Origin of the sequence: Sodalinema sp., from assembly GCF_046483825.1 — a bacterium.
In the GTDB taxonomy this organism is placed as follows: Bacteria; Cyanobacteriota; Cyanobacteriia; order Cyanobacteriales; family Geitlerinemataceae; genus Sodalinema.
The window spans coordinates 1-25395 of record NZ_JAWOCL010000141.1 but is presented as its reverse complement, the minus strand read 5'-3'; the positions used below and the strand labels follow the sequence as shown (position 1 = coordinate 25395).

Sequence of the window (25395 nt, the reverse complement as noted above, 5' to 3'; positions counted from 1 at the left end):
GCGGCTATATCTCTATCTGTGGTATATCCACATTCAGGACAGCGATGTACGCGAACTGAAAGCTCTTTTTTGCCTGTATTCGCACCACAACTGGGACAGGTTTGGCTGGTTCCCGTGAAGTCTACTTCAGCGTAAAAGACACCACGTTTCCAGCACACCCACTTCAGAATCCTCAAAAACTCACCGTGAGCTGCTGTTGAGTGGGCGCAAGCTTGTACTGGTATGTGAGGTGAATCATTACCTAAAAACGACACCTTATTTTTTAGGCTAGCACGGATGGTTGAAATATGCAATCAAAAAGTCGCCCTAGAAGGGCGAGGCTCTAACCCCAAAATTTTTCGTAGAGAGACCCTCGGCGACGTTTGGGTTCAACCCAGAGCCGTTCGAGTAGCCATAGGGCCAGAACGATCGCCACCTGAACGGGCCAGGGTGCGAGGGCAAACCCCACCACTAGGCTGACCAATCCCGTCATGGCTGCCAGTATACTGTAGATGTCTTCGGAGGTTTGACGGAACCAGTATAGGCAACCGGCGGCGATCGCCAAAGCTATCAAATCAAAGGGTAGCATTTGAGGTGACCTCTGTGGGGTTGATGTGCTGTTAAACGCAACGCTAGACCATGACTATCCTATCATTGGGCCTAAGCATTGGGCTGTATACCACATCACTTGAGGCACATCACCTGAGGGGATCAAGGTTTCCCGCCGAGCGTCAGGTGAGCATATTGATAAACGCTGGTTCTCGTTTTACTATGAAAAAAATATATGGCTGTTTTGAGTGGGGTCTTGCCAGACCCTAGCCCGCATCATTCAACGTCATGGGACAAGCGCTGCTATCTTGTCGCTGTTATCTTGTTTTAGTCAACCCTAGTGTATAAGGAGTCCTACCGTGTCTGTCGAAACTCTCGAAAAACGTTCAACAGTCCGTAAACATGCACCGCGTTATCGAGTGTTACTCCACAACGATGATTTTAATTCGATGGAGTATGTTGTGCAGACGCTGGTGCAAACGGTTCCGGCGATCACCCAGCCCCAGGCCGTTAGCATTATGATGGAAGCTCATACCAATGGCAAAGCGTTGGTGATTACTTGTGCGCAGGAACACGCCGAATTTTACTGCGAAACCCTACGTAATCATGGATTAAGTAGCTCCATTGAACCGGATGACTAATACATCCTATTAAAGCCCAGTTTTGGGCGAAATTAGCTGGATTTCGCCCAAAACTTTGCCCATGTCCTCAGCGTATTTTCGGGGTCTAGGAGTTCGCGGCCAGGGGTTACGTTCTAGGAGTCACGGAGTTGTCGAGGATGTTTCGTAAATCTTGGGGCGATCGCCCCCTCTTAGGCCGTTTGAGTCGCTTTGTGGCCCTGTTACTCCTCGTTTGGCTGCCCCTGGCCATCCCGATCTATGCTTGGGTTGAGGATGCCAATCTGGCCAGCATTTTGGCGACCGGGATTCTCTATCTGGAATTTCTGATCCTACTGAAGCTGTGGGGAACTCGGGTGTATGGGCGATCGCAGGTGTTTCGCGCCTATGGTTTGGAATGGAGTCGTCGCCAGGTTGGGGAGTTTCTCGGCGGCCTGTTGGGGGCAGCTGCCGCTATGGTGCTGCTCGTTCTCATCCAGGTCAGTTTGGGTTGGATGGCTTGGCAGGCTCTCCCGTCTGTGCGGGTACTCGTCGAGGCGATGGTTGTTGGCCTGGCTGTTGGTTTCGCTGAGGAACTCCTGTTTCGAGGCTGGCTTTGGGATGAGTTACGTCGAGACTATTCTCTACGCAAGGCGCTCATCCTCAATGGGATTATCTTCGCTTTGCTCCATTTTATTAAACCCCCAGAGGACATCTTACGCACGGCTCCTCAGTTGTTGGGCCTGCTTCTGTTGGGGGTGATTTTAGTGCAACTGACGATTCGCACTCAGCGGCGTTTGGGTGCGGCGATTGGCTTTCACGGCGGCTTGGTGGCTAGTTATTATCTGTTGACGGTTGGACGGATGTGGCAACCGTCGCCGCCATATCCCATGCTGATTACGGGGATTGATGGTAATCCCTTGGCGGGGTTGTTGGGCCTGGGGATGTTGTTGATGATTAGTGTCGGACTTCAAAAACTCGCTCCGCGATAAGTCGGGTTTAGGTGATTCGGGCCATGGCAGGGGATTTTTGTCTGAACTCTGTTGTTTTAAAAATCAACGCCAGGAATGCAAAAAATTGCGCAGCTTAGATGTTTGACTTGGCACGTCCGAGATGAAGCCCGTGGGAGTATTTAGCCCCTAATTGCGATATGTTGCCTTGATTCTAGCATGAAATACGGCCAAAAAACAATATTGTTACTGAACTTTACAAACATAACAAAAAAACCGCTCGGGGTTGGATTGGCGACTGGCCGAAGCGGTTAAGCTGAGGGGGAATCCCTCAATCGCGGCCCGCAAAGAACTGAGAAATCTCATCTAGGGGTTGTAACTGAGTCCCTGGATAGTAAAATTCGAGAATGTCCCGGCTAGATTGGCCGAGATTAGCCAAATTGTAGGAGCCAGTTTGACTCAATCCGACACCATGGCCAAAGCCTCCGCCGATAAAGGTATAGCCGTCTAAGACTCGCTCATCTTCATCTTCGTAGATGGGGTCAATATAGAAAAAGGTGCTAATCGGGGGATAGAACGCATTGCGAATTTCATCATTGGGAATTTCAATGATTCCTGTATCCGTGGTAATCGTCATCTTGAGAACACGTCCAGCCGGCGATCGCTCGACAATGGCCACCTCGCGAACCTCACTAAAATCAATCGAACGATTATTGCGACGATAATAGCGTTTGAGAAACTCCGTCATTTCCTGAAGACTGGTAGATTCCCGCCAACGAAACGTATTCCAAGTCGATTCATTAAACCCCTGCTTGAGTTCCATAAATTCGCGAAAATTGGCTTCGCGATCGAGGGGTTTCGCCGCCAAATCCCACATTGACGTGGGAGCATCCACCCGAGCCACCAAATAGGGACGAGATTCCCCTAACCAAACATCTTCAAACGGCGATGTCACACCGCCACTGGTGGAGGAATAGAGCGCGTCAATTGGCTCATTATTGTAAGTTAAAACGAGTCCTGACGTGGCGGCGATCGCGCGATCGGCCGTAGCCACCGTATTATCTAACCCCCAATACACCTGACAATGAGTGTCCGCACAAAGTTCATAATCATCGATCGCAAAGCGATGTAAATTCCGCACCGCATAGGTTCGCGCAATAATCGCTTGAGCCTCCACCGCCGCATAGGGAGCCGTGGGGCCAATTTCATGGGGAACCACCCCGCGCAAATAGGTTTCGAGGGGAACCGTATTCACCAGAGTATAACTACCATAAGCATTGGGTTGTAACTGCATCTGGCCGCCATAGGTTCGTTGCACCCCATCCGTGGCCACTTGAATCGTCCCTGAACTGGCGCTAACCGTGACCCTGTCGCGGTTGTAGCGAAATCCATCGACTTCCCATCCCGCCTGATAGCGACGATCGCGGACTTGGTTTTGTAGATAAGCGATGTCCAATCCCTGATTGTTGAGGGTTTCAACTAACAATCGACGTAATAATGGCGTTTGATAGACATCCCGCGCGGCCCAAACCTGCCAAATATCACTGGGTTGAGCGATTTCGACCTCAACACCGCGATCGCGCCAATCCTTGGCCGCTTGTTCAGCGTTTTCAAAACTGCGGTGAGTGCTGAGAACCACTCGTTCTTCTAATACGGGTTCTGTCAACGGCTGAATGCGCAATTCCAGCGTAAACTCATCGAGTTGCTGAGTGCGGGTTGTTCCGTCCCCCCCTTCAAAGGTGACCTTGAGGGTTCCTTGGCCACCATCTTCTAATACCAGGCGATCGCCGGCCTCTTCTCCAAACCGCTGCACCACACCAACATCAAGGGTAAACTCCGCCGCAACGGATGGGGCCAGAGTTCCCAGCCAGCCGAGGGTGGCTAAGAGGAGTTGGCTGAGTGGGGGAGTCCGCCAGCGGGGGGAGGAGGGAGAGAGAATCGGGCCAAACATGATAATGGGGATAAGGAGGAAGAGGGATGTTCCTGATAAGATAGCAAATCAAGAGACCCGCTGGGGACCCCTGTCGGTGCAACTATTGAATCACCTCGATACCCTGTTTATCTATCTCATCGTCAGTCTGGCCACTCTGGCGATTGTCATCGAATGTCGCGCCACTTACCGCGATTGTATTCATCGTTGTCGCGCCACCGCTGAGGGGATTCGACTGTTGCGATCGCACCCCAACCAAGACGGTATCCCCCTTGAGACGCTCAACTCAGAGCAAGTTCGGTGGCTTCTCGAACATCTCGACGGAGACTGTCCCCCCGAACATCCCAATCAGTTTTACCTGCATCGTCAGCAACAGCATATTATCTGTCTAACCTATCCGGCGATTCTAACCTCCCCGGTTCCCCGCAGTCCCGTGGCTACTGCACCCACTCTGCTGACAGGGTTAGGGGTGTTGGGAACCTTTAGCGGGATTTATCGAGGGTTCCAAGGGGTTCGTCTCGATGCCATTACCTCAACCGATCGCCTTCTCGACACCAGTGGCCAACTGTTGGCGGGAATGCAGGTGGCCTTCGCCACGTCCTTGTGGGGATTGGGAACCGCCAGTCTGTTGGTGTTGCTGTTGGGAATCAGCGAGCGAGTGCGGGTTTGGCGACGTCATTGGTTGCGATCGCAGTTTAGTCAGATTGCAATTTGGCGACCCCCCAGTCAGCTATTACAACGTCTGGTTCGAGACGCGCAACGGGGAGATCTCAAGGAATTGCAACAAATCCGTCAGATTCAAGAACGCCAACTGACGCTATTTGAGCAGGTTCAGCAACAGGTTCAGCGGCCAGCGTCCACCCCAGTTGAGGGATGGGAACGGCTCGAACAACAGTTCACTGAAGGGATTTTAGAACCTCTGGCGCAACAATTTGAGCAACAGCAGCAGTTACTCCAGGACACCCACCTGGCGATTCAGACCCTATCTGAGTCGTTTTCCCAGCAAGTTGAACCAGCTATTGTGACCTTGACGCAAGAGATGGCGGGGATGAGTCGGGTTCAGGAGGAGGCGAATCAAGGCTTGCTGGCGGTTTGCGATCGCCTCGATCAGACGTTACAGCAGGTTCAGGATTACAGTCAAACGGCGTTAGAGCGAAGTGTTGAGATGCAGCGATCGCTCCTCGATGACGTTCAGCAACGAACTGAGGCTATTTTAGAGCAAAGTCAGGGCAGTTTTGCCAGTCAGGCCGAGGTTTTGCAAGCGGTGGGGGAGGAAACGGTGGCTACGATGACGGAGGCGCGATCGCAGTTAATGGCCAGTTTAGATACGATTGATCGTCTCATCCAAGACAGTCGCCAAACGGTTGAGGGGGAGTTAGAGCGATTCCGCTTGGATTATCAAGATGCGTTAGATGGCTATTTTTCCCAACAAAATGAGTTATTAAAATATACGTTGCTTAAACAACGCCAAGGATTAGAGACGGTGGTGGAGTCTTGGCGAGAGAGTTTAGAAGAGAGTTTACAAGGGAATAACGACGAGGACAACTCCCACGTCAGAGAGGAGATGCAGGAACCATGATTGGCGAACCCCAGCCAGATATCCCGAACAGCGACGAGTCAGGGATTTGGCTATCGATTGGCGATTTAATGTCCGGCTTGTTGCTATTTTTTGCCCTGTTGTTTGTCACGGTGATGGTCAAGTTGCGCGATTATCAACAGGCGTTCGAGCAGTTACCGATTGTGGTTCTCAATGCAATTGAGCGGGAGTTAGGAGGACAAGATATTGAGGTTGATGAGCGCACGGGAGATGTGAGTATTGGCGATCGCATTCTCTTTGACTACAATAGTGCCACATTAACGCCCGAAGGGCAAGCGTTTTTAAAACAATTTATTCCCACCTATAGTCAAGTCATTTTTAGTAATCCTGATTTGGAAAACGAGATTGTTCGCATTATTATTGAAGGCCACACCAGTTCTAGTGGAACGGCGCAGGGAAATTTAAACCTAAGTTTGCAGCGATCGCAAGCGGTGTTCAACTATATTGCATCAGATGCGGTTCAATTCCCCCAGAAAGAGGAGTTTCAGCAAAAACTGCTTCCAGCGGGCCGTGGCGCACTTGACGCGAATCCTGAGCGAGATGATCCCGGAGATCGGCGGGTTGTTTTTCGTTTTCAATTACGATAATAATCGGTTTTTAGGGTTTAAAATGATAGGAAAAATTGACCGCAGATTAAAAACATTACCGTAGTAGGGGCGATTTTTTTTGCTCCTACGGCTCATCTACTCCGAGGAACCATCAACCATCAATTCAAACAAAACCTCTTCATTTTGCAGAACTTTAATATTCAGAAATAAAGGTCCCGTTGTATAGGTTAATTCCTGAGCAACCGCTTGAATCGTCACCTCTCCCGACTGTTCCAAAAGACGTTCCAAGAAATCGCGAAACTCCTGAGGACGACCGCCAATCATCTGAATTTGCGCCGGTAAAATTCCTTCCCGTTCCCCTTGAAAACGAGCCGCTTCAAGCAACCAATAGACTCGATTTCCCACCTCATCGAGATTATCATTTAAATCAACCGTGACCTCAGCCACCACCTCATCGGCTTCAAACACCACCTCATTACGCAAAACCTCAAAAAAGCCTCGCACTAGAACTTCCCCAAGTAGATAATTGCGAGACGATCGCACCCGAACCACATATTCCTCACCATCAGCCAAACGTTCCGTCAAATCGCTTACCTCTTGGGAATCAATCCGTAACGTGGCCTCCTCCGTCTCGGGAGTACCTGGACGTAATACCTGAGTAGCGACTCGATTGGCTTCTTGGAGAATTTGCAACACCACCTCATCGACCTGAGTGGGATCGAGGACTCGCACCCGCGCCGAGGTGAGAACCTGTTGCTGAAGAATGGCTAAACGTCGTTCTCGTAATAATTGAAAGTCCTGGCCAATGCGTTGTAACTCTTCTTGTAGAGCCATCTGTTGCTGAGTGAGACTAGCCAGGAGTGTTTCGCGTTCGGCGAGTTCCAACTCCTGGCGTTGCAACTCCTGGGCCTGTTGCGATCGCTCCTTCTCCTGGCGGGCCAATTCTCCTTCCTGAGTCATCAAACGTTGACGATTCTCTTCGAGTTCGCGATCGCGGGCCTGAAGTTGTCGCCGGGCCTGTTCAGCGGCGGCTTCGAGTTGTCGTTGTTGGCGTTGTAGCTGCGCAATCCCTGACTCTAAGGCCTGTCGTTGCGTCTCGGTGTCAAGTAACTGGGACTCGATGCGGCGAATTTCCAATTCGGCTTGACGGCGTTCTTCTTCTGTGGTAATAAGTTCGGTCTCGGTCTCTCGTAATTGTCGTTGAGTTGCAACTTGTTCCTCCAAAGCCTCAGCCAAATCCTGAGACACCTGTTCAAGGGAGCGATTGAGCGCATCAAGGCGCTCCTGAACCAACACCGTGCGATCGCGGGCCGCCGCCAGTTCCGACTCAACGCGGATTTTATCAGCTTGTGTATCCTGCAAATCCCGGCGAGCCGAATATAAATCTTGCTGAATCTCCTCAAGTTGGAATAAACCAGTACGCAATCGTTGATCGAGTAGCAACAGAATAGCTAACGTGGAGGCAGAAATCAGGCCACCCGTCACCACCGTAACAAGAGTAGCGGTTTTGCGCGGACGTAGGTTAAACAGACTGAGGCGAGCCTTTCCCACCTTGGTTCCAATCTGATCCCCCACCGTTGCGATCGCGCAACCGAGAACCAACATGGCCAAAATTAAAACATATCCGGTGGTCATGGCTCCTCCTGTGCGATTGGGACCCCTCGGGAGAGAGAGCGGCGTAACTCACCGCAAAACGGCGGCGATCGCCGCTGATAGCATGGTGACACAGGAGCGATCGCCGCCGTGGGTGGATGCGGCGGATGCTATTCTAGCGGGTTTTCGGCCAACCTCAGCGATCAGGTAAACTGTTGACTGAGGGCCACAGGATTATGAACCGTGATCTTCTTCTTATGAATCGAGATCATCTCATCTTGGCGTAAATCTCCTAATAAACGAGTCACCGTCACCCGAGTTGAGCCAATGGCCTCGGCGATCGCTTGGTGAGATAACTTGAGATCAATGGTGATCCCCTCAGAACTTGGAAGACCAAAATCCCGACAGAGAATCAGTAAAAAGCTCACCAAGCGCGATCCCATATCTCGGTGAGCGAGGGTTTCGATCATCATCTCCGTCTGTAAAATCCGGGATGACAACCCCTGTAACATCAAAATCGATAAATCCGGGTCTTCCTTAAGGGCCTTCTCAACTTGTTCAATGGGAACCGAGAGCAACTCAACCGGTGTAAACGCCACAGCGTGGTAAAACCGATCCGAACGATGTCCGGTAATCAAAGACAAGACCCCAAAGACACTATTTTCGCGCAACAGAGCTACCGTAATCTCCTCCCCCGCCTCATAAACGCGAGAGAGTTTGACTGCACCCTTAACCAAAAAATAAACGCGCTCAGCGGGGTCGCCGGGAAAAAAGATGGTTTTTCCACGTTCATAATTTTCAACAACCGGCGGAAATGCACCGCTTCCCATCTGGTGAAATACCGCCGCCAGTGGTTTGTCCTGCATGGCTACCATCGTCCTCTCCCTATCACATGCCTCAAAATTGCCGTTATCCAGCAGGCGCGATCGCCCACCCTTATTCTGCCATTGACCTCGCCTCATCGGGGAACTTCAGTCCCCAAATTCGAGCCTGAGACCACTAAAATTGAATTTTGAGCAAAAATTCGTCAAATTTGCTACCTTCCGACCCATTGATCCCAACGGGAGTTCCTCATCAGGGGTCGAGATTTTCCCCGGACCTCCCCAGTCGAGGCGCGATTTTGCCCGAAAATATGGTACAAAGCTGATTGTCACTCAGGATAAACTATGCTGGATCTTACCGGAAAAAAAGCCCTGGTCACGGGAATTGCCAACAACCGCTCCATCGCCTGGGGGATTGCGCAACAACTCCACCAAGCGGGAGCCGAACTCGCCATTACCTACCTCCCCGACGATCGCGGCCGTCAAGAGACCAAAGTGCGCAGCCTCGTCGAACCCCTAACCCCGAGCCTGATTGAACCCTGCAACGTCCAAGACGAGGAACAAACCCGCCAACTCTTCGAGACCATTCAGGACAAGTGGGGAACCTTCGACATCCTCATTCACTGTCTAGCCTTCGCCGGGAAAGACGAATTAAGCGGTGATTTCAGTAACGCCTCCCGTGAAGGCTATCTACGAGCCCTCGAAATTAGTTCCTACTCTCTCGTACAGATGGCGGGTTTAGCCAAACCGCTGCTCAACGAAGGGGGAAGCCTACTAACGATGACCTATCTCGGTGGCGTGCGCGTCGTCCCCAACTACAACGTCATGGGAGTCGCCAAAGCCGCCTTAGAAACGAATGTACGCTATCTAGCCGCTGAACTCGGCCCCGCTAAACTACGGGTCAACGCCATCTCCGCCGGCCCCATCCGCACCCTCGCCTCATCAGCGGTAGGAGGGATTCTCGACATGATTCATCACGTCGAAGAAACCGCGCCGCTGCGTCGCACCGTCACCCAAACCGAAGTGGGGAACACCGCCGCCTTCCTCTGTAGCGACCTCGCCAGCGGGATTACGGGCCAAGTGGTCTATGTGGACGCCGGCTACGAAATTATGGGAATGTAGGATTCGAGACCGGTTTAAGGGGGAGACGTCGGCCCGCCGTCCGGTCGAGTTTCCGGTAGAGTCAAGGAGATGCGCGTCCCCCCACCGGGGAGATTTTCGGCCCAAATCCGGCCCCCATGCTGCTCGATAATGCGGCGACAAATGGTTAAACCGAGACCCGTTCCCCCTTTCTTGCGCGAATCCGAAGTATCCACTTGGTGGAAGGGGTCAAACACTTGCTCTAAGGAGTTGGGGGGAATCCCGCGACCGCGATCGCAGACCTGTAAACAGATTTCCCCCGGTTGAGACCAATCCCGCAACCCAAAGCTAACCACAGCACCGGGGGGCGAGAACTTTATAGCATTACTGATGAGATTTGTCAAGACCTGAATCAATAAATCTCCATCAGCCCAAACCAGGTATTCCCGTAGATCCTCAGTTTTGGGGACAATTTCAAGGCCAATGTCATCCTGCTCAGCCATGGCCCGCATGGTGTCTAAACTTTGTTGCAGCAGAGCGAGCAACGGATGATGTTGGCGATTAATCTCGACCCGTCCCGATTCCAAACGTTGGAAATCCAAGAGATCATCAATCAAGCGTCGTAGGCGATTGGTATTGCTCAGCGCAATAGAGACCAGATGTTGGCCTTTTTCCGAGAGGGGGCCGAGCTTGCCACTATTAAGTAACCCTAGGGCGACCTGCATCGGCGTTAAGGGGGTTCTCAACTCATGACTAACCATAGAAAGAAACTCATTTTTGAGCTTTTCAATGGCCAGGCGCTCGCTAATATCCTTAAAGGTCAACACCGCCCCAAGATGTTGTCCATTCAAGACAATCGGTGTACAGATATAATCAACGGGGAACGTCGAGCCATCCAAACGGCAGAATTGGGCCTGATGAATCGTCGGCGACGTTCCAGGGAGATTACACTGTTCGAGTTCAGACACCTGAGTTTGCCACATTTGTTGCCAAAAGGGGGGAGACGCCGCCTCAGCCTTAGGAGACTCCTGAGAGGATTGAGGGGGACTAATGATGTCATACAACGACAAGCCAATAATCTCAGCGACGTGATCACTCCCCAACATCCTCGCCGCCGTTGGATTACAAAACGCCACCTGCTGACGTAAGTTGATCTCACAAATCCCCTCTCCCGCCGCATTCAAAATCAACTCATAGCGGTGACGCAACCGTTCTAAAGCCGCCTGATACTGTTTGCGATCATGGATGTCCGCCGCCGCACAGATCACATACTTCGGGTCAGTCCCCTCAACCACCACCTGGGCCGTCACCTGCGCCCAGCGCCAGGACCCATCCCGTCGCCGTTGTCGCTTCTCCCTCGAACAGCTACCGAGGGTTCCCAACTGCATCTGTTGCAACGAGTCTAAAGACTCAGGTAAGTCGTTGGGGTGCAGAATATCGGCCATATTCAGCTGCAACAACTCCTCAGGTTCATAGCCGAGGAGATTGCAATAGCGACGATTCACCCGCAAAAAATTGCCCTGAAAGTCGAGTTGCGCAATTCCCACCGCCGCCTGTTCAAAGGTGACGCGGAAGCGTTCCTCACTGTCTCGCAGGGCCTGTTCGACGCGACGGCGATCGCAGTAGTTATAGATAATCTCCCCCACCACCCGCAACAATCGCGCCTCTTCATCAGACCAATGGCGAGAACTTGAGCGAGTCATACTGACCCCCAAACAGCCCCAAAGTCGTCCCAAACGGTCCCAGATGGGAACCTCTAAAATCGATTGCACTCCCATATTTTGTAAGAGTTGGCGTTCTGCGGTGGCCTCATGGGGGAGTTCATCGACTTGTCGTAACAAAAAATCGCGATTCTGTTGCAGTTGCTCCAACCACCAGTCGAGCTCATTTAAGGGGATATTCTGCACGTGGTCTAAAAATAAGGGAACCGTCTCCTCGGCCCATTCGCCAATCCAGGAGGCGCTGTTGGCAGTCCAATCCAGGTGCGTGATGTGAACCCGATTGGCGTTGAGCGATCGCCCCAACAAGCCCAGTAAATGAGTCCAATCCGCCGCCTCATTGCTCGTCAGACGGCTCGAAAAGCGGGCTAAGGCCGTTTCAAAGTTTAATTGTTGTTGGAGCCGCAATTCTGCCCGTTTGCGATCGCTGACATCCTGAACAATCGCCAAGAAATAGCCCGCCAACTCCCCCTCTTCCGGGAACGAGGACAAATTCAACTGCACCCAAACCCAAGACCCATCACAACGGTGATAGCCTTGTTCCCACTCCCGTTCCGATAACCGGACATCGGCGTCGGCCGCAAAGGCTTCGAGTTGCAAGATCGGTTGATGGGGTCCCAAAATCTGGGTCAGGGTATGATTCTGCTGGCAAATCTGTCCCTGAGGATCTAAAATCGCCATGCCCACCGCCGCCTGGTCAAACATCGTCCGTAAACGAGTCTCACTTTGTTGGACCTGGGTATAGAGATTGGCCTGACCAATGGCAATACTGACTTGGTCTGCCAGTTGTCGTAACATCTCAACTTCCCAGTCGAGCCAATGTCGTGGCTGGGAACATTGATGGGCAATTAACAAACCCCAGAGATTCTCTCCCAACGCTGAGGGATGGAGAATCGGCACCACCACCTGAGAGCGCACCTGCATCGTCCCCAACAGGCTCATACAAGTGCCATAGTGGCAATGGAGGTCTGGTTCAATCATCACCCGAGGCTGTCCCTGAGCATACTCCTGATAACAGACCTGGGGCAGTTCAGTGTCATAAAAGTTCAACCCCAAGGTGTCTCGATAAGGAAGCTCCACCGACTCACTGACCACCTGACTCCCGGCCAGGCCTTGCAAGCGGACAATAATGACGCGATCAGCCTTGAGAGAATGGCGCACCTCTCGCACCGTGCGATCTAAAATCTCTTCGAGATTGAGGGATTCCCGAATACGTTGAGTCAGAGTGGTTAAGAGGCGATCGCGTTGGGCCTGACGTTGCAGAATTTCCTCATTTTGCTTGCGATCCGTTAAATCGACGATCGCCCCATCCAAATAGAGTAAATTGCCCCAGGGGTCCCACATCCCCTGTCCCCGTTCATAAATCCAACGCATTTGACCATCGGCACAGAAAATCCGAGCTTCAAAGGCATAGGCTTGACGGCGGCCGATGGCCTGGTTGATGATTTGGCGAATCCGGGGTAAATCCTGATGATGGATAATTTTGTGCCATAACTGAGCATCGTCGAGAAAGGCCTGCGCCTGATAGCCAGTCATCTCTTCAATGGCATCACTGATAAACACCGTGGCCCAAGTCTGATTTGGCAACACCCGATAAATAACACCCGGAACATTAGCCACTAAGGAACGAAACCGCTCCTCACTGGCTCGCAAGGCAATTTCCGTTTGCTTTAATTCGGTGATATCGCTACTGATGCCATCAATGCGTAGGGGGTGTCCTTGGCCATTGCTGACCAGCCGCGCTCGCAGTCTCAGCCAGCGCTCCTGGCGATTTTGCCGCCGTTGTCCAGGAACGCTCTCCCCAGACTCATTATCGGGGCGACGCACTAAAATCCGATATTCAATATCGACGCTTCCCTCAACTTTGAGTTGTCGCCATTGACGTACAAAGCTGGCGCGATCGCCGGGGTGGATATTGCGCATCCAGGGATTTTTCATCCGGGCTAATTTCTCGGCTGAGCGACCATAGAGCCGTTGCACCGCTGGACTGACATAGAGCAGTTGCATGGTTTGGGGACACATGGACCAAACCGCATCATCGAGGGACCCTAGAATCCCGTTAAGTCGTTCTTGACTGGCCCGCAACGCCGCTTCACTGGCCCGTAAGGCCGCTTCGGCGCATTGATGTTCGGTGATATCACTGGCAGTTCCTAAAATCTGCTGCACCTTCCCCATCTGATCACGCTTAAAGACCACATCGCGCGATCGCAGCCAACGATAACTCCCATCGGCGTGACGCAAGCGATATTCAAATTCGCTCACTTCACCATCGTCTAGGTCTTGCCAGGCGGCAAAATAGGCTTGCAGACGAGGAATGTCCTCAGGATGACAGAGCCGTTGCCATTGAAGTAGGGGCGAAAAATTTTTCGCCCCTACAGTATGACAGAGGCATTTAGGTGAGTAACCTAAAATGGCGTTGACTTGGCCGTTAATAGAGAGGATGACCAAACTCTGGACATCAATGGTATAGAGAATTTGCGGCGAGGCATTGGCAATGGCCTCGATAAACTCCTGACTTTGACGCAGTTGTTCATAAGCCTGTCGCCGCTGGGTGATATCTCGATAGGCACTCAGATAACAATTGCGTTCCGACAGGGGTAAATAGGTTGTCGACACAAGCAGCGTTCTGAGGCTGCCATCTTTAGCGCGAATGGTGGTTTCGAGGTTACGCAGACAGCCTTTTTGCCGCACCTCCACTAAGCGATCGGCCGCTTCGGCAAAGGCCTCGGCATCGGGATAGAGGGTGGCCAGAAAACTCTCGCTCTCTTGGGCTTCTGTGCCGCTGTAACCGGTGATTTCCGCCATTTTGGCATTAAACAGACCAAAGTTATCGGCATCATCGCTGAGGGTGATTCCTTCCTCGACGGTTTCGATAATGGTGAGGAGTCGTTGAGCGAGTTCATAAAGGTCTTCTTCGGCCTGTTTGCGATCGGTGATTTCAAAAACGATGCCATTCCAGATCACCCGGCCATCCGGATGACGATGGGGGTAGGAAATGCCCTGAAGCCATTTCTTGCGGCCTGAGGGGAGATTGATGCGCCATTCAAAGTTCCAGGGGGTGAGGGTTTTGGCCGAACGGGCGATCGCCTGCTGGGCAAAGGGAATATCGGCCGTATCCATGACTCTCCAGAGGTAACCGGTATCGGCTTGAATGTCAGCGGCGGAGAGTTCAAAAATCTCTTCACAGTTAGAACTAACGTAGGGAACCTGATCGCGACCATCGGGATGCAAGACATAGTCAAAAATCATGCCCCGAATATGCAGGGCCAGTTGTTGCAGGCGACTACGACGGTCATCGTCGTCGAGATCGTCGAGATCGAAGTCCGGCTCAAAGTCACTTAAATCCACGCCAAGGGAGGGGGTGGGAGCGGCTTCCCACCGCATCAGGAACAGTGGACTGGAGTTGCCAGAACTCGGCAGCGGCGAGAGGGTTGCCATCACGCTTTGAACACCCTGTCCGGGGATGTGAAGCCGTTGGGGAAAGGGTTGGGAGTCTTGAGGATGTTCCCGGTTAAGCCGTGCGATTTCAGCCAGGAGGCGATCGCCCTCGCGCGGGGAGAGCCACGATAATAGGGAACGTCCTAAACACTGGTCGCGATCGCAATAAAGTTGATTCACCACCACCTGACTGGCAAAGTGAATCGTGGCATGGCAATCCAGATATAAGTAGGCAACCGGCAACTTTTCAGCAATCGCCCGATGAATTTGCTGTTCCTGTTCCAATTGTTCGAGGCGAGCAACGAGAGTCGAGATGAGGGCAGCATCAAGGGTCATTGGAACACTTAACAATTAACAATTAACAAGGGGAAATCGGGTTCACAGTCTTGGCTAGACTCGTTCGATTGATTCGAGCCTCCCTGGGGACTTCTGCACTGTCGCTAACCAGGGATTCCTTCAACTATAACAACTGCGATCGAGGCTGACGAAATTCATACCATTTTTCAATACGCTGGCTATACATTGACATGGGGCAAAGGCGAACAGCCGTTTCCCTCAACAGGAATGCCTGAAAATTGCGATAAGATAAATTGGCAGCAAAAACGAGCAGGAGTCTGAGAATAACGCCTTTTTACAGACTCCTGCTTAATTTTGTCCACTTCGAGTTTGAGAGGTTCTCCTAGCCCCTAAGTCCAGGCTAAAAGCTGTTTAATCTGGGGAACAAGCTGCAAGGGATCAAAGGGTTTAGAAATAGCGGCAGCAATGCCTATGCCTTGAAAGTTCTCAACAATCTCTGCTGCACCTTTAGCGGTTAACAACACGACAGGAATCGATTGTGTGTCGGGAAACTCCTGTAAAACTTTTGCCGTCATCAAGCCGTCCATATCTGGCATCATGACATCGAGTAAAATGGCGTCAGGATGGTGGAATCGAGCCAAATCCACCCCCTTACGTCCAGATTCCGCCGTCAACACCTGCCAACCGCCTTCAAGTTCCAAAGTCAGTTGGGTGACCTCTCGGATATCCTCCTCATCATCAATAATTAAAATACATCGGGTATCCATAATGTTTAATCTAGGTTCAGCCACAACCAGACGACTCTTTAGACGTTAGCGTCAGAAGTCAACGTTAAGTTTAATGAACAAACAGACAACAGGTCGAGTCGATCTGTATTCGCCGGGGCCTTATCTCTATTTTAACGCATTGTCAAGGAAAGGCGACAACTCAACTCCCCGGTGACTCCTCAACCTCTGGCGAATAGAGAACCACCTGGCCCCGGCCCGCTTCTTTGGCTTGATAAAGCGCCTGATCGGCCCGACGATAGAGAATGGGTAAATCATCCCCATGTTGGGGAAACTCAGCGACTCCGGCACTAAAGGTAACCTTGAAGTGAACCCCATCTTCGAGGACAAACGTCTGCGATCGCCATTGGTCCAAGACCACCGATAACCGTTCTACAGCATTCACCGCCCGAGTATCAGCCATCACCACCACAAACTCCTCACCTCCCCAGCGGCCCACCACATCATCGGGCCGAAAGGCATCCCGCAACATCTCCCCAAAGCGGTGTAACACCAAATCCCCTGTGGCATGGCCATAGGTATCATTGACGGGCTTAAAATGATCGAGATCTAACATGGCAAAACTGGCTGGGCGATCATTACGCAGGGCAACCCGCAACAGATTAGCGATATCATAACTGGACTTGCGGCGATTGGCCAGGCCCGTCAGGGCATCGAGTTCCGCCAGATTTTGCAGCAGTTTTGTCCGTTCGAGGCGATTAAACAGCCGCGAAATCAGTTCAGGTCCTGAAATCGGCTTACTGACATAATCATCGGCCCCCGCTTGAAAAATCCGATCCACCGTCGCCGAGTCGGTATGGGCCGTGAGAAACAAAATCGGCAGTTTGCGCCATTGAGGTTCATTGCGAACCACCTGACAGAGTTCAATGCCGCTGTAATGGGGCATTTCAAAATCCAAGACCAGCAAATCCGGCATAAAGTTTTCTAAGGCTTGCCAAAATTCCCGTGGGTCATCGAGGGTTTCGAGTTGGAGTCCCCAGGGACTCAGGAGGGTGCTTAAGCCTTGCAATTCTTGCCGGTCATCATCGACAATCATGACTTTGGCTGCCGTATGCGATCGCTGGATCACTTCCATCACCACTTCCATAATTTGCGGCATCGGTGTCGGCTTTTGCAAAAAGGCTTGACTTCCCAAACGGGAGACCGAAAGGCGATCCTGGAAACTATCGCGCACCGTCAAGACCACCACCGGAATCTCAGGACGATTGCGGGCCAGTTCTTCGAGTAGCATTAAGCCATCTTCTCCGGGTTCAGGAAAATTGAGATCAAGGAGAATTAACCCCGGTGAATAGGTGACAATCGCCGGCCGGGCCTCCTGAACCGTGGTGGCAATTTTGACATCCATCCCCCAGGTTTCGGCTTCTTCGGCAATTTGTTCGGCCAAGACGCGATCGTCATCGACAATCAGTAAGCGGCGTTGTTCAGGGTCCGGTAAGGTGGGGGGTTCCGGGACGACGGCTGTGGGATGACCTTGAAACTGTTGGCGTAACTCCACTAACCACTGTTGGAGTTGATCGAGTTGGGGCTCGGTGAAGGCCTGCTCTTGCAGCAACATTTCCTCAATTTGGCGGGCTAGGCTAGACCCATAGTGATAGCCAAACGTCCCGAGGGAACCGGCCAACTTATGGGCTTCTTGGCGGGCGGTTCCTTGTAAAGTTTCATCATGGGCCGCGAGAGCCGAAATCCCTTCTTCGAGCCGGTCAACCCGTTTGAGGACATTGGGTTTAATCCGCTTCCAGAGTGCCTGAATGGCATTGAGGGTTGTCGCATTGCGATTGCTGGCGGCGTTGGGGTCAGGATTCGGCGGGTCGTCATAACAATCTTGGAGACGGTAGCCGACACCATAGATGGTTTCGATGAGTTTGGGCGGTGCATCCACGGCTTTGAGTTTGGTGCGTAAGCCTTTGATATGAGCGCGTAGGGTGTTTTCCGTGGGCGGTTCTTCGAGGGACCAGAGATGCTCGATAATGACATCTCGTGAGAAGACTTGAGTGGGCGATCGCAAAAACAGTTCGAGAAGGGCGTATTCTTTGGGAGTCAGGGATAGGGGGCGATCGTCATAACTGACCTCACAGGTGGCGGGATCGAGTTGCAGCGGTCCCCAGGTCATAATTGGGGGACGAGAATAGCGTCCCCGCCGCACCAGGGCGCGAATCCGGGCCAAGAGTTCTTCGAGGCCGACCGGTTTCACCACATAGTCATCGGCCCCGGCGTCGAGGCCTAGGACTTTATCACGACTGTTATCGAGGGCCGTCAACAACAGCACCGGCATTTGATAATGTTCTGAGCGTAGGGTTTTGCAGAGACTGATTCCATCGAGTTTCGGCAGCACCACATCTAGCACCAAGAGGTCATAGTCAAAGGTGCGGGCGTAATTGAGTCCGCTTTCTCCATCAACGGCTACATCGACGATGTAGTTGCGATCGCTCAGGTATTGATTGAGGAGTTGCGCGAGATATTCATCATCTTCAACTAAAAGGATTTTCACAATTGTACTTTGACTCAAACAGAACCTTGAACCCAGCCACAAACCACCGTCTCTCAGCCAATGCAGTGGGCTTAGTTATCGTATTCTATCGATTTCCTAGGATTCCCTCCCAAGACTCCCTCGTCCCATCGAGTCAGCTTGCTATCCTAGAGAGGTGCATCGGCGGTTAGACCCACAAAATCCTTGCCGTTATCTTGACAGATTTAACAAAATATGATATACAAAGACGACTTAATGCGTGCGATCGCCGGACAAAACCGAGGACTCGAAGCCAGCGACACCGACAAAACCGCCATTCTCAGTGCGATCGCCCGACTCGAAGACCGCAACCCCACCCCTCGACCCCTCGAAGCCCCAGCCCTCCTAGACGGCAACTGGCGACTCCTCTACACCACCAGTCGCGAACTCCTCAATATTGATCGCTTCCCCTTCTACAACCTCGGGGACATCTACCAATGTATCCGCCTAGAAGACCGGAAAATCTACAACATCGCCCAACTGCAAGGCCTCCCCTACCTCGACGGCCTCGTTAGCGTCGCCGCCCAATTCACCCCCACCTCCCCCGTCCGCGTTACCGTCAAATTTCAGCGTTTCGTCGTCGGCCTGCAACGAATCATCAACTACCGCAACCCCAACCAATTCATCGAAGCCTTAGAATCCCCACAAAAATTCCTAGCCCTCGACTCCCAAATCCAAACCGACCGCCAAGGCTGGCTCGACATCACCTATCTCGACGAAACCCTCCGTATCGGCCGAGGGAACGTCGGCAGCGTTTTTGTCCTCGCCAAAGCCTGAACCCAACATCTAAACCCCAACCTCTAAACCTGGGGAATTAAACCTGGGGAATCGTCGCCCCCGTCAGGACCGCATCCGTGAAATCGGCTCCCTCAATAATGGCATCCGTCAAATCCGCCTCCGTCAAATCCGCCCCTCGGAACAGGACTCCCCTCAAATCCGCCCCAGAGAAGCGCGTCCCCTGTAACTGTGCCGCCGTCAAATTAGCCCCAAACAAATAGCTATACGTCAAATTCGTCCCCCTCAACGACGCACCCATCAACAAGATTTCACTCAACACCGCCCCTTGAAGATTCGCCCCACTCAAATCCGCCCCCTGAAAATCGCCAAGATTCAACGCCGCCCCCGACAAGTCCGCGTCAGCAAAGATTGCACCGACAGCAACCGCCCCCGTCAGTCGCCCCTCCGAGAGTCTCACCTCCGTCAAATCAGCATTGACGAGATTGGCCCGATTCAAATTCACGCCAAATCCCGAACTCCCCTGCAACGTCGCCTCACGCAAACTGGCTCCCTGGAAATTAGCCTGACTCCAGCGAACCTGCTGCAAATCCGCCCCGTTGAGGACAGCACTTCTAAAATCAGTCCCGGCCAAATCGGCCCCAGCCAGATTGACATGATTTAAGCGCGCCGAGAGGAATTGCGCCCCCTGTAACTGCGCCCCCTCCAGATTGGCTCGTCCCAAACGGGCAAAGTTGAAGTTAGCCTGGGTTAGATTGGCCCCTTGCAACTGGGCCTGTCCTAATTGGCCCTCAACGACAGTGGCCCGACTCAAATTAGCCCCTTGTAAGTTCGTTTGAGTCAAAATCGCCCCCTCTAGGTTCGCCCCTTCTAGGTTCGCCCCCTCCAGATTGGCCTGGTTGAGATTGGCGCCGCGCAAATCGACTCCTTGCAATTGCGCCCCGGACAAGTCTGCATCTTCTAGGTCACAACGGCGACAAGCCTGAGTCTCCTGAAGTTGCTCAAGATGACGACCACGAGCGCTATAGCCCGGCCTCGCCTCAGTGCCGATGATGCCGCCGATGATGCCCAACATCAGTAATCCTACAGACCAACCATTCCAACGGAATACTCGTTTCATTTTTATTCGTCTCATTTTTAACACTTACTCATTCATATTGCGGTAGGTCGCCACTGCCGAGGGTGAAATTCGATTGAGATAGCGGAAAATCCAGTATTTCATCACCGTATCCAAAATCACCGGAAACGTCGCAATAAACATAAAGTTAAAATCCCGGCTTTCAGCTAAGCCAAAGTGATGAGAGACCCCTTCGAGGATGATTTCCCAACCGTGGGGGGAGTGGTAGCCCACGAAAATATCCGTAAAGAGAATAATAATGAAGGCTTTAGCACTATCACTGAGTCCATAAATTAGGTCATCAATAAAAGATTTAACGATCGCAATTTCCCGTTTACTATTCATCAACACCAAAATAAAGGCGCCCAATGAACAGAGGTCGGCTGCCACATTTTGCAGAGCATTATTACTCATATTCTGATATTTACGAGCAATCTCACGGGCTTCTTCAGCCACTTGAACCTCAAACTCTTCGTCTGACAAATTGGGGGCGGAGCCAATCGCCATCCGAAATCGTAGTCGCTCTTCATAGTGATTTAACTCCCGATAGGCTTCTTCTTCAAAATCTGGATTGATAAACAGTTCAATTTGCTCATAGAAATACTCATTATAAATCGGGCGAATAATGAGATTTTTAGAAACTTGGTGAGTTAAAAGAGGAACCAGAATCAACAGCAAGATAAACTTAAGAGAAATAACGGTTTTACTTTTGTAATAGCGAAATTTCTCAACAACATCCTCTTCTGCATTGGGGTCGAGTTCTTCCTTGATACGATTGATAGTTCTCAGGATCGAGCGGGGTAACAAACTCGCTTGTCCAGAGATAGATTCCACATCACTAGCGGTATTGACGCGAGATGTACGGGCGGTTTTAAAGTCATCGCGCCAGTTGCGAGTGGGACTGCTAGCTCCTTGATTAAAACGACCCGAGAGATCCTGAAACCTCTCAGAATCGCTCTGAGGCTCAGAGGGGGAACCGTTGGCCGTTTTTCCTGACTGGCGGTTCGCTTGTAGGGGTTTCGGGGTTTCCCGAGGTTGAGCCTCAATGGGAGGACTTGCCGCCGATGAGGGGGGTTGAGAAAAATACTTCCCAGCAATCTCATCGATAATTTTCAGCTTTTTAAGATTCTCTGAAAATTGATAGGTGTCATCAGGAGAATAACGAGATTTCGAGTCATCAGTAGCTTGTAATTGAATCGGCCCGATCGCAGAAGAAGAACGGGTAATCCAATTGAGAGTGCTGCGGCTGGCCCGAAACTCTCGCAGGCGGCGTTGGATGATGTCGAGGTTGCGATCGCGTTCAGCTTTAAGTTGTCCCCATTCTAGGGACGTATAGCGATCGCCCTCGCCGGTCATTTTCTCTCCCTGGAAATACTGCTGTTCGAGCCGCTGTAGGGTCAATGCCGCCTCATAGGCGGCATCCAAGGCTCGCTCTGGGGTCTTGAAATACCAACGGCGTACACGACGCAATAGGCCAAATCGGCCAGACGAGTCTGAGTTTTGCATAGTTCAAACACACAAGAGTGAGCCGAATGAAATCACGTCAACCTCCGTTCAAGAGGTTTCCCTGCTATTGAACCTGTATTGAGCGTTCAGGGTTAGAGTCGATTGCCAGATCGGCCCGTTTCCGGGGTCGAGTAGCATGGTAGCAAATCTAATCGAGGTTGATCGGTGTCGTCTCAATCAATTTGGCTTTGGGGGTCGAGTCGCTGTGGTAAAACCAGCCATCTGATTCAGCAGGTGATTCAGTGGCTTGATGAGTTCAGCCAGACCAGTTCTCCCCCATCTCTAACACCACTTCCAACGGCCAGTTCAATTTTAGTCTTGACCGCGACGGGGGAAACCCGTTTACGGCTGACTGATGCCTTAGTGCGGGCCACTGGCGGAGGAGGGGCCATCACCGTGACGACTCCCCTCGGCTTTTTCCAGCAAGAGGTGAGCTTATTTTGGGCCTTACTCGCTCAAAAACTGAGCATTCCCGTAGCCATCCCCGTCCGCCTACGTCCAGAAACCGAGCAGATGTTGGCCCGACAACTCTGGGAGGCCCAGTTACCGGAGGGGGGATTACCCAGCCTAGGACCAACGGTGACGAAGCAAGTTCGCCGGAGTTTAGATCTGCTGCAACTGGCCGCCGCCGCTGGTTATCCCTGCGAGGCCATTGGTGAGCGACTGCAAGAGGGTCTGACCCCGGAGATACTGGCTGAGGGGGACGCGGAGGTGATCCAGGAGTTGCTGTTAACGTGGCGCGATTGGTGTTGGCAACGAGGACTACTCACCTATGGCCTCATCCTAGAACTCTATTGGCGCTATCTGTTGCCTGATCCTCAGTATCAGCTTCAGTTGCGACGGCGATTTTTGGCGGTGGCGGCTGATGATGTCGATGACTATCCGGGGATTTGCCACGAGTTGTTTGAGATGTTTCTCAGTTTGCCCCGTCCGGGACTGTTTACCTTTAATCCTGAGGGGAAGATTCGTCTGGGACTGAATGCAGATCCGGATCGGTTGGAAGACATCTGTGGATGCTGTGAGCAGGTGATTGATTTGGATTCACAGCGGCCCCACTCGCCGGGATTGCTGGCTGAGTTGGCTGAACCGATGCTGGAGTTGGCCTTGAATCCCACCTATTTGATGCAGCTTCCGGCGTCGGTTCCCTCCTTGGAGACGGTGGCGCGATCGCAGCTGTTGCGACGGGTGGGACAAGAGATTGCCGAGATTGTGCAACAGCGGGGGGTGAGTCCGGCGGAGATTGCGATTATTGCGCCGGGGTTGGATGCGATCGCCCGCTATAGTCTGCGCCATATTTTAGAGGGCTATGGTATCCCGGTGCATCCGCTACAGGTGCAACGACCCCTGGTGAGTCAACCCCGAGTTCGCGCGGTGTTGACTCTCTTACCGTTTTTCTATGGTGGTTTGGGACGACGGATTAACCGGGATTTGGTGGCCGAAATGTTGGTGATCCTGTCGCGAAATCCTCACAATGTCGAGGATGTTGAGGATTTCGAGGACGATGAGAGGTTACCGTTTCGCTTAAGGCTCGATATCGATCCGGTGCGGGGAGGCCTGTTGGCTGATGCGTGTTATCAACCGAATCCTGATTGGCCGCAATTGTTGCCGGCCCAGAGTTTTCCCGGCTGCGATCGCCTCGGCTACCGGGCCACCGTCGCTTATGAGAAGATTCGCGATTGGATTGAGGGGATGCGATCGCAGCTTCAGGGAGCCACTCCCCTCTCGCCGCTGGTGGTCTTAGATCGCATTGTCAATGATTTTCTTTGGTATCCCGATTTAGCCGATGATCAACGCGAGGCCCTGCGGGAACTGCTCGAAACTGCGGCCCATTTTTGGCAAGTTGAGGAGCGCGTCGGCGGCGATCGTCCCGCTGCGGCGGCGGTAGGCGAGTTTCTCAGTTTGCTGCAAACGGGAACGGTCACGGCTAATCCCTACCCCCTCAAACAGCGACATCCCCCAGCCGTCACGCTCAGTACCATCTATCAATATCGCAGTCATCGCCTGAGCCATCGTTGGCATTTCTGGCTCGATATTGGTTCCCCCCTGTGGCTGCAAGGGGGAGCGGCGGTCTTATTTGCGGCTCCGATTTTCGAGCGATCGCGGTCCCTCCCCTATGACGCGGAAGCTCGTCAACAGGATGATGAAGCGCGTCTCAAACGGATTCTCAAAGACTTACTGGCCCGAGTTGACGAACAGGTCGTTCTCTGTCACAGCGACCTCGCCGTCAATGGCCAGGAGCAAACCGGCCCCCTGCTGGCGATCGCCAACGCCTCGGTTTCCATCAATGAGCTGGCCTTAAGAAAGATCCCCCTAGATTGACTCGTCTAGACGTTGCCAATACATAGACTATACTGGCCCATGTCCCAGCTCGGCTATTTTAGGTTGCAAGTCAAATTTATAATCATAAAAGAATTGCGACAGCAACTGTTCCCAATTTAGACGGGCAACAGACAAATAGTATTATTTCGGGTGCTCTATCAGTAGGTCACTAAACAACCCTATCTTTCTGAGGTTGGCGACATAAACCGCAATCAAGGCAATAAATTTGGTGATCTGTGCTGCCACCAAGTCGTTTTCTGGTGGCATAAACTAATTAAGTAAAAGCGACACTTTATTTTTTTGCAACAAACCCCCAATTTCCAAAAACGCGGTTATAATCGCCGTGTCTAATACTGGTTTTTGTGAGGAAGTACAGTAATGAAACTAACCCAGATTGGAGCCTCAGCCGTCCTGTTGAGCCTGGTTTCTCTTGGTTTTTCAGGTCTCAAAGCCTCGGTCAATGCCGCATCCCTCGATGAGACTGCGACAACCTTGGAACTGGCCCAAGTTGGTAACCGTCCTGGAGATGTCTGCCGTCGAGTTCGTGGCGAAGGATTAAGTCTCTATGCGGACACGACCATGGATTCGAGGGAGATTGTTTCGATGTTTCCCAACGAACAAGTCAACCTGATTCGCAGTCCCTTCCAGGGAGTTGATGGCGAGTTATGGGTCGAAGTCGAGGATTCCGTGGGCAATATCGGCTTCATGCGGGCCGAAACTTGGGGGTCTGTGGGTGACTCAAGAGTGTCCACGCTGGTCTATTGTCCCGGTGGTAGCGCCTTCCCCGTCACCTGGTAAGCCGTCTCTGACCTCGTTGGGATGAACGCCCAAACGTCTGAGAGCGGACTATCCCCTCTCAGACGTTTACGGTTCGGTTTGTCCTTATTTAGACTTAAAACCCTTGTTTTGACAGCCTCATCATAGAAAACTGAAAACTTTAACTTTTTTGACAGACGGCAGAATCGCAAAAAGTTGGTCTATAATTCCTCTGTAAGTTACTGGTACACCTTGAGGAGTTGAACAGAATGAAATTGAATCGTCTCAGTGCCTCCGCCGCGCTGCTTGGAATTGTCTCTCTCACCGCTGCGGGTCTGAAAGCCCCCACCAATGCTGCGCCCCTAGGTAACGCATCTGATTCCTTGGAATTGGCCCAACGGGTTGGCGAGCGTCCTGGAGACACCTGCCGTCGAGTTCGGGGTGCAAACGTTCTCTACACAGAACCTGACATGGACTCGAGCGAAATTGCGAACATGCTGCCTAACGAGCAGGTCAACATGATTCGCAACGCCGTCATCCCCGACGAAGGCGTTGCGAATCATGTTGACCTGCTC

Annotated in this window: 19 protein-coding genes and 1 pseudogene; 10 read left to right on the top strand and 10 right to left on the bottom strand. The window is 52.1% G+C overall.

The annotated features are described in order from the left end of the window. Both R6U67_RS09295 and R6U67_RS09290 read right to left on the bottom strand, forming a co-directional pair. Positions 1-194: pseudogene (locus R6U67_RS09295) on the bottom strand (zinc ribbon domain-containing protein); the annotation flags it as partial. Positions 195-322: 128 nt separating this feature from the next. Continuing rightward, on the bottom strand, positions 323-568 hold the full coding sequence (locus R6U67_RS09290; protein WP_410252291.1) for a hypothetical protein: 246 nt from the start codon (positions 566-568) through the stop codon (positions 323-325). Between the two features lie 319 nt (positions 569-887). On the opposite strand from R6U67_RS09290, the gene clpS reads away from it, so the two are divergent. Both clpS and R6U67_RS09280 read left to right on the top strand, forming a co-directional pair. Beyond that, positions 888-1169, top strand: a complete 282-nt coding sequence (gene clpS, locus R6U67_RS09285) for an ATP-dependent Clp protease adapter ClpS (protein WP_068788380.1) — start codon at positions 888-890, stop codon at positions 1167-1169. 137 nt (positions 1170-1306) lie between these two features. Then, positions 1307-2116, top strand: a complete 810-nt coding sequence (locus tag R6U67_RS09280) for a CPBP family intramembrane glutamic endopeptidase (RefSeq protein WP_410252290.1) — start codon at positions 1307-1309, stop codon at positions 2114-2116. 289 nt (positions 2117-2405) lie between these two features. On the opposite strand, the gene R6U67_RS09275 is transcribed toward R6U67_RS09280, so the two are convergent. Next, positions 2406-4025, bottom strand: a complete 1620-nt coding sequence (locus R6U67_RS09275; RefSeq protein ID WP_410252289.1) for a SpoIID/LytB domain-containing protein — start codon at positions 4023-4025, stop codon at positions 2406-2408. A gap of 76 nt (positions 4026-4101) precedes the next feature. Between R6U67_RS09275 and R6U67_RS09270 the strand changes: the two genes are divergently transcribed. Together R6U67_RS09270 and R6U67_RS09265 are read left to right on the top strand one after the other, a co-directional pair. Beyond that, the gene (locus R6U67_RS09270; RefSeq protein ID WP_410252288.1) at positions 4102-5583 is read left to right on the top strand and encodes a hypothetical protein; all 1482 of its coding nucleotides are present in this window, start codon (positions 4102-4104) and stop codon (positions 5581-5583) included. Beyond that, positions 5580-6188, top strand: coding sequence for an OmpA family protein (locus R6U67_RS09265; RefSeq protein ID WP_410252287.1), 609 nt, complete (start codon positions 5580-5582; stop codon positions 6186-6188). The genes R6U67_RS09270 and R6U67_RS09265 overlap by 4 nt, the downstream gene beginning before the upstream one ends. Positions 6189-6284: 96 nt before the next feature. Here the strand turns inward: R6U67_RS09265 and R6U67_RS09260 are convergent, their stop codons facing one another. Further along, entirely contained in the window at positions 6285-7784 is a 1500-nt protein-coding gene (locus R6U67_RS09260) for a DUF3084 domain-containing protein (RefSeq protein WP_410252286.1), read from the bottom strand. On the opposite strand from R6U67_RS09260, the gene R6U67_RS09255 reads away from it, so the two are divergent. Further along, entirely contained in the window at positions 7783-7953 is a 171-nt protein-coding gene (locus R6U67_RS09255) for a hypothetical protein (protein ID WP_410252285.1), read from the top strand. The genes R6U67_RS09260 and R6U67_RS09255 overlap by 2 nt on opposite strands. On the opposite strand, the gene ntcA is transcribed toward R6U67_RS09255, so the two are convergent. After that, positions 7946-8617, bottom strand: a complete 672-nt coding sequence (ntcA, locus tag R6U67_RS09250) for a global nitrogen regulator NtcA (RefSeq protein WP_410252284.1) — start codon at positions 8615-8617, stop codon at positions 7946-7948. The two genes, R6U67_RS09255 and ntcA, sit on opposite strands and share 8 nt — an antisense overlap. Before the next feature lie 291 nt (positions 8618-8908). On the opposite strand from ntcA, the gene fabI reads away from it, so the two are divergent. Beyond that, a complete protein-coding gene (gene fabI, locus R6U67_RS09245) occupies positions 8909-9685 on the top strand; it encodes an enoyl-ACP reductase FabI (protein ID WP_410252283.1) in 777 nt (258 codons plus the stop codon). Between the two features lie 14 nt (positions 9686-9699). Here fabI and R6U67_RS09240 read toward each other — a convergent pair whose 3' ends face one another. The 3 genes from R6U67_RS09240 to R6U67_RS09230 form a co-directional block, all read right to left on the bottom strand. Next, on the bottom strand, positions 9700-15135 hold the full coding sequence (locus R6U67_RS09240) for a PAS domain S-box protein (protein WP_410252282.1): 5436 nt from the start codon (positions 15133-15135) through the stop codon (positions 9700-9702). 350 nt (positions 15136-15485) lie between these two features. After that, positions 15486-15863 carry a response regulator gene (locus tag R6U67_RS09235; protein WP_410252281.1) on the bottom strand — a complete coding sequence of 126 codons (378 nt, stop codon included), beginning with the start codon at positions 15861-15863 and terminating at the stop codon, positions 15486-15488. A 160-nt stretch (positions 15864-16023) separates the two neighbouring features. Then, positions 16024-18369, bottom strand: a complete 2346-nt coding sequence (locus R6U67_RS09230) for a response regulator (RefSeq protein WP_410252280.1) — start codon at positions 18367-18369, stop codon at positions 16024-16026. Between the two features lie 213 nt (positions 18370-18582). Between R6U67_RS09230 and R6U67_RS09225 the strand changes: the two genes are divergently transcribed. Beyond that, positions 18583-19164 carry a PAP/fibrillin family protein gene (locus tag R6U67_RS09225; protein ID WP_410252279.1) on the top strand — a complete coding sequence of 194 codons (582 nt, stop codon included), beginning with the start codon at positions 18583-18585 and terminating at the stop codon, positions 19162-19164. 37 nt (positions 19165-19201) lie between these two features. Here the strand turns inward: R6U67_RS09225 and R6U67_RS09220 are convergent, their stop codons facing one another. Together R6U67_RS09220 and R6U67_RS09215 are read right to left on the bottom strand one after the other, a co-directional pair. After that, positions 19202-20242 carry a pentapeptide repeat-containing protein gene (locus R6U67_RS09220; protein ID WP_410252278.1) on the bottom strand — a complete coding sequence of 347 codons (1041 nt, stop codon included), beginning with the start codon at positions 20240-20242 and terminating at the stop codon, positions 19202-19204. 24 nt (positions 20243-20266) lie between these two features. Next, positions 20267-21745: a proton extrusion protein PcxA gene (locus tag R6U67_RS09215; RefSeq protein ID WP_410252277.1), complete on the bottom strand. Its 1479-nt coding sequence runs from the start codon at positions 21743-21745 to the stop codon at positions 20267-20269. Between the two features lie 165 nt (positions 21746-21910). Here R6U67_RS09215 and R6U67_RS09210 point away from each other — a divergent pair, with 165 nt between their 5' ends. The 3 genes from R6U67_RS09210 to R6U67_RS09200 all read left to right on the top strand — a co-directional run. Then, positions 21911-24064 (top strand): recombinase family protein, encoded by a 2154-nt coding sequence (locus tag R6U67_RS09210; protein WP_410252276.1) that lies wholly within the window; start codon positions 21911-21913, stop codon positions 24062-24064. A gap of 378 nt (positions 24065-24442) precedes the next feature. Beyond that, a complete protein-coding gene (locus R6U67_RS09205; protein WP_410252275.1) occupies positions 24443-24862 on the top strand; it encodes a hypothetical protein in 420 nt (139 codons plus the stop codon). Between the two features lie 227 nt (positions 24863-25089). Then, the coding region (locus R6U67_RS09200; RefSeq protein WP_410252274.1) for a hypothetical protein at positions 25090-25395 on the top strand (306 nt) is incomplete at its 3' end.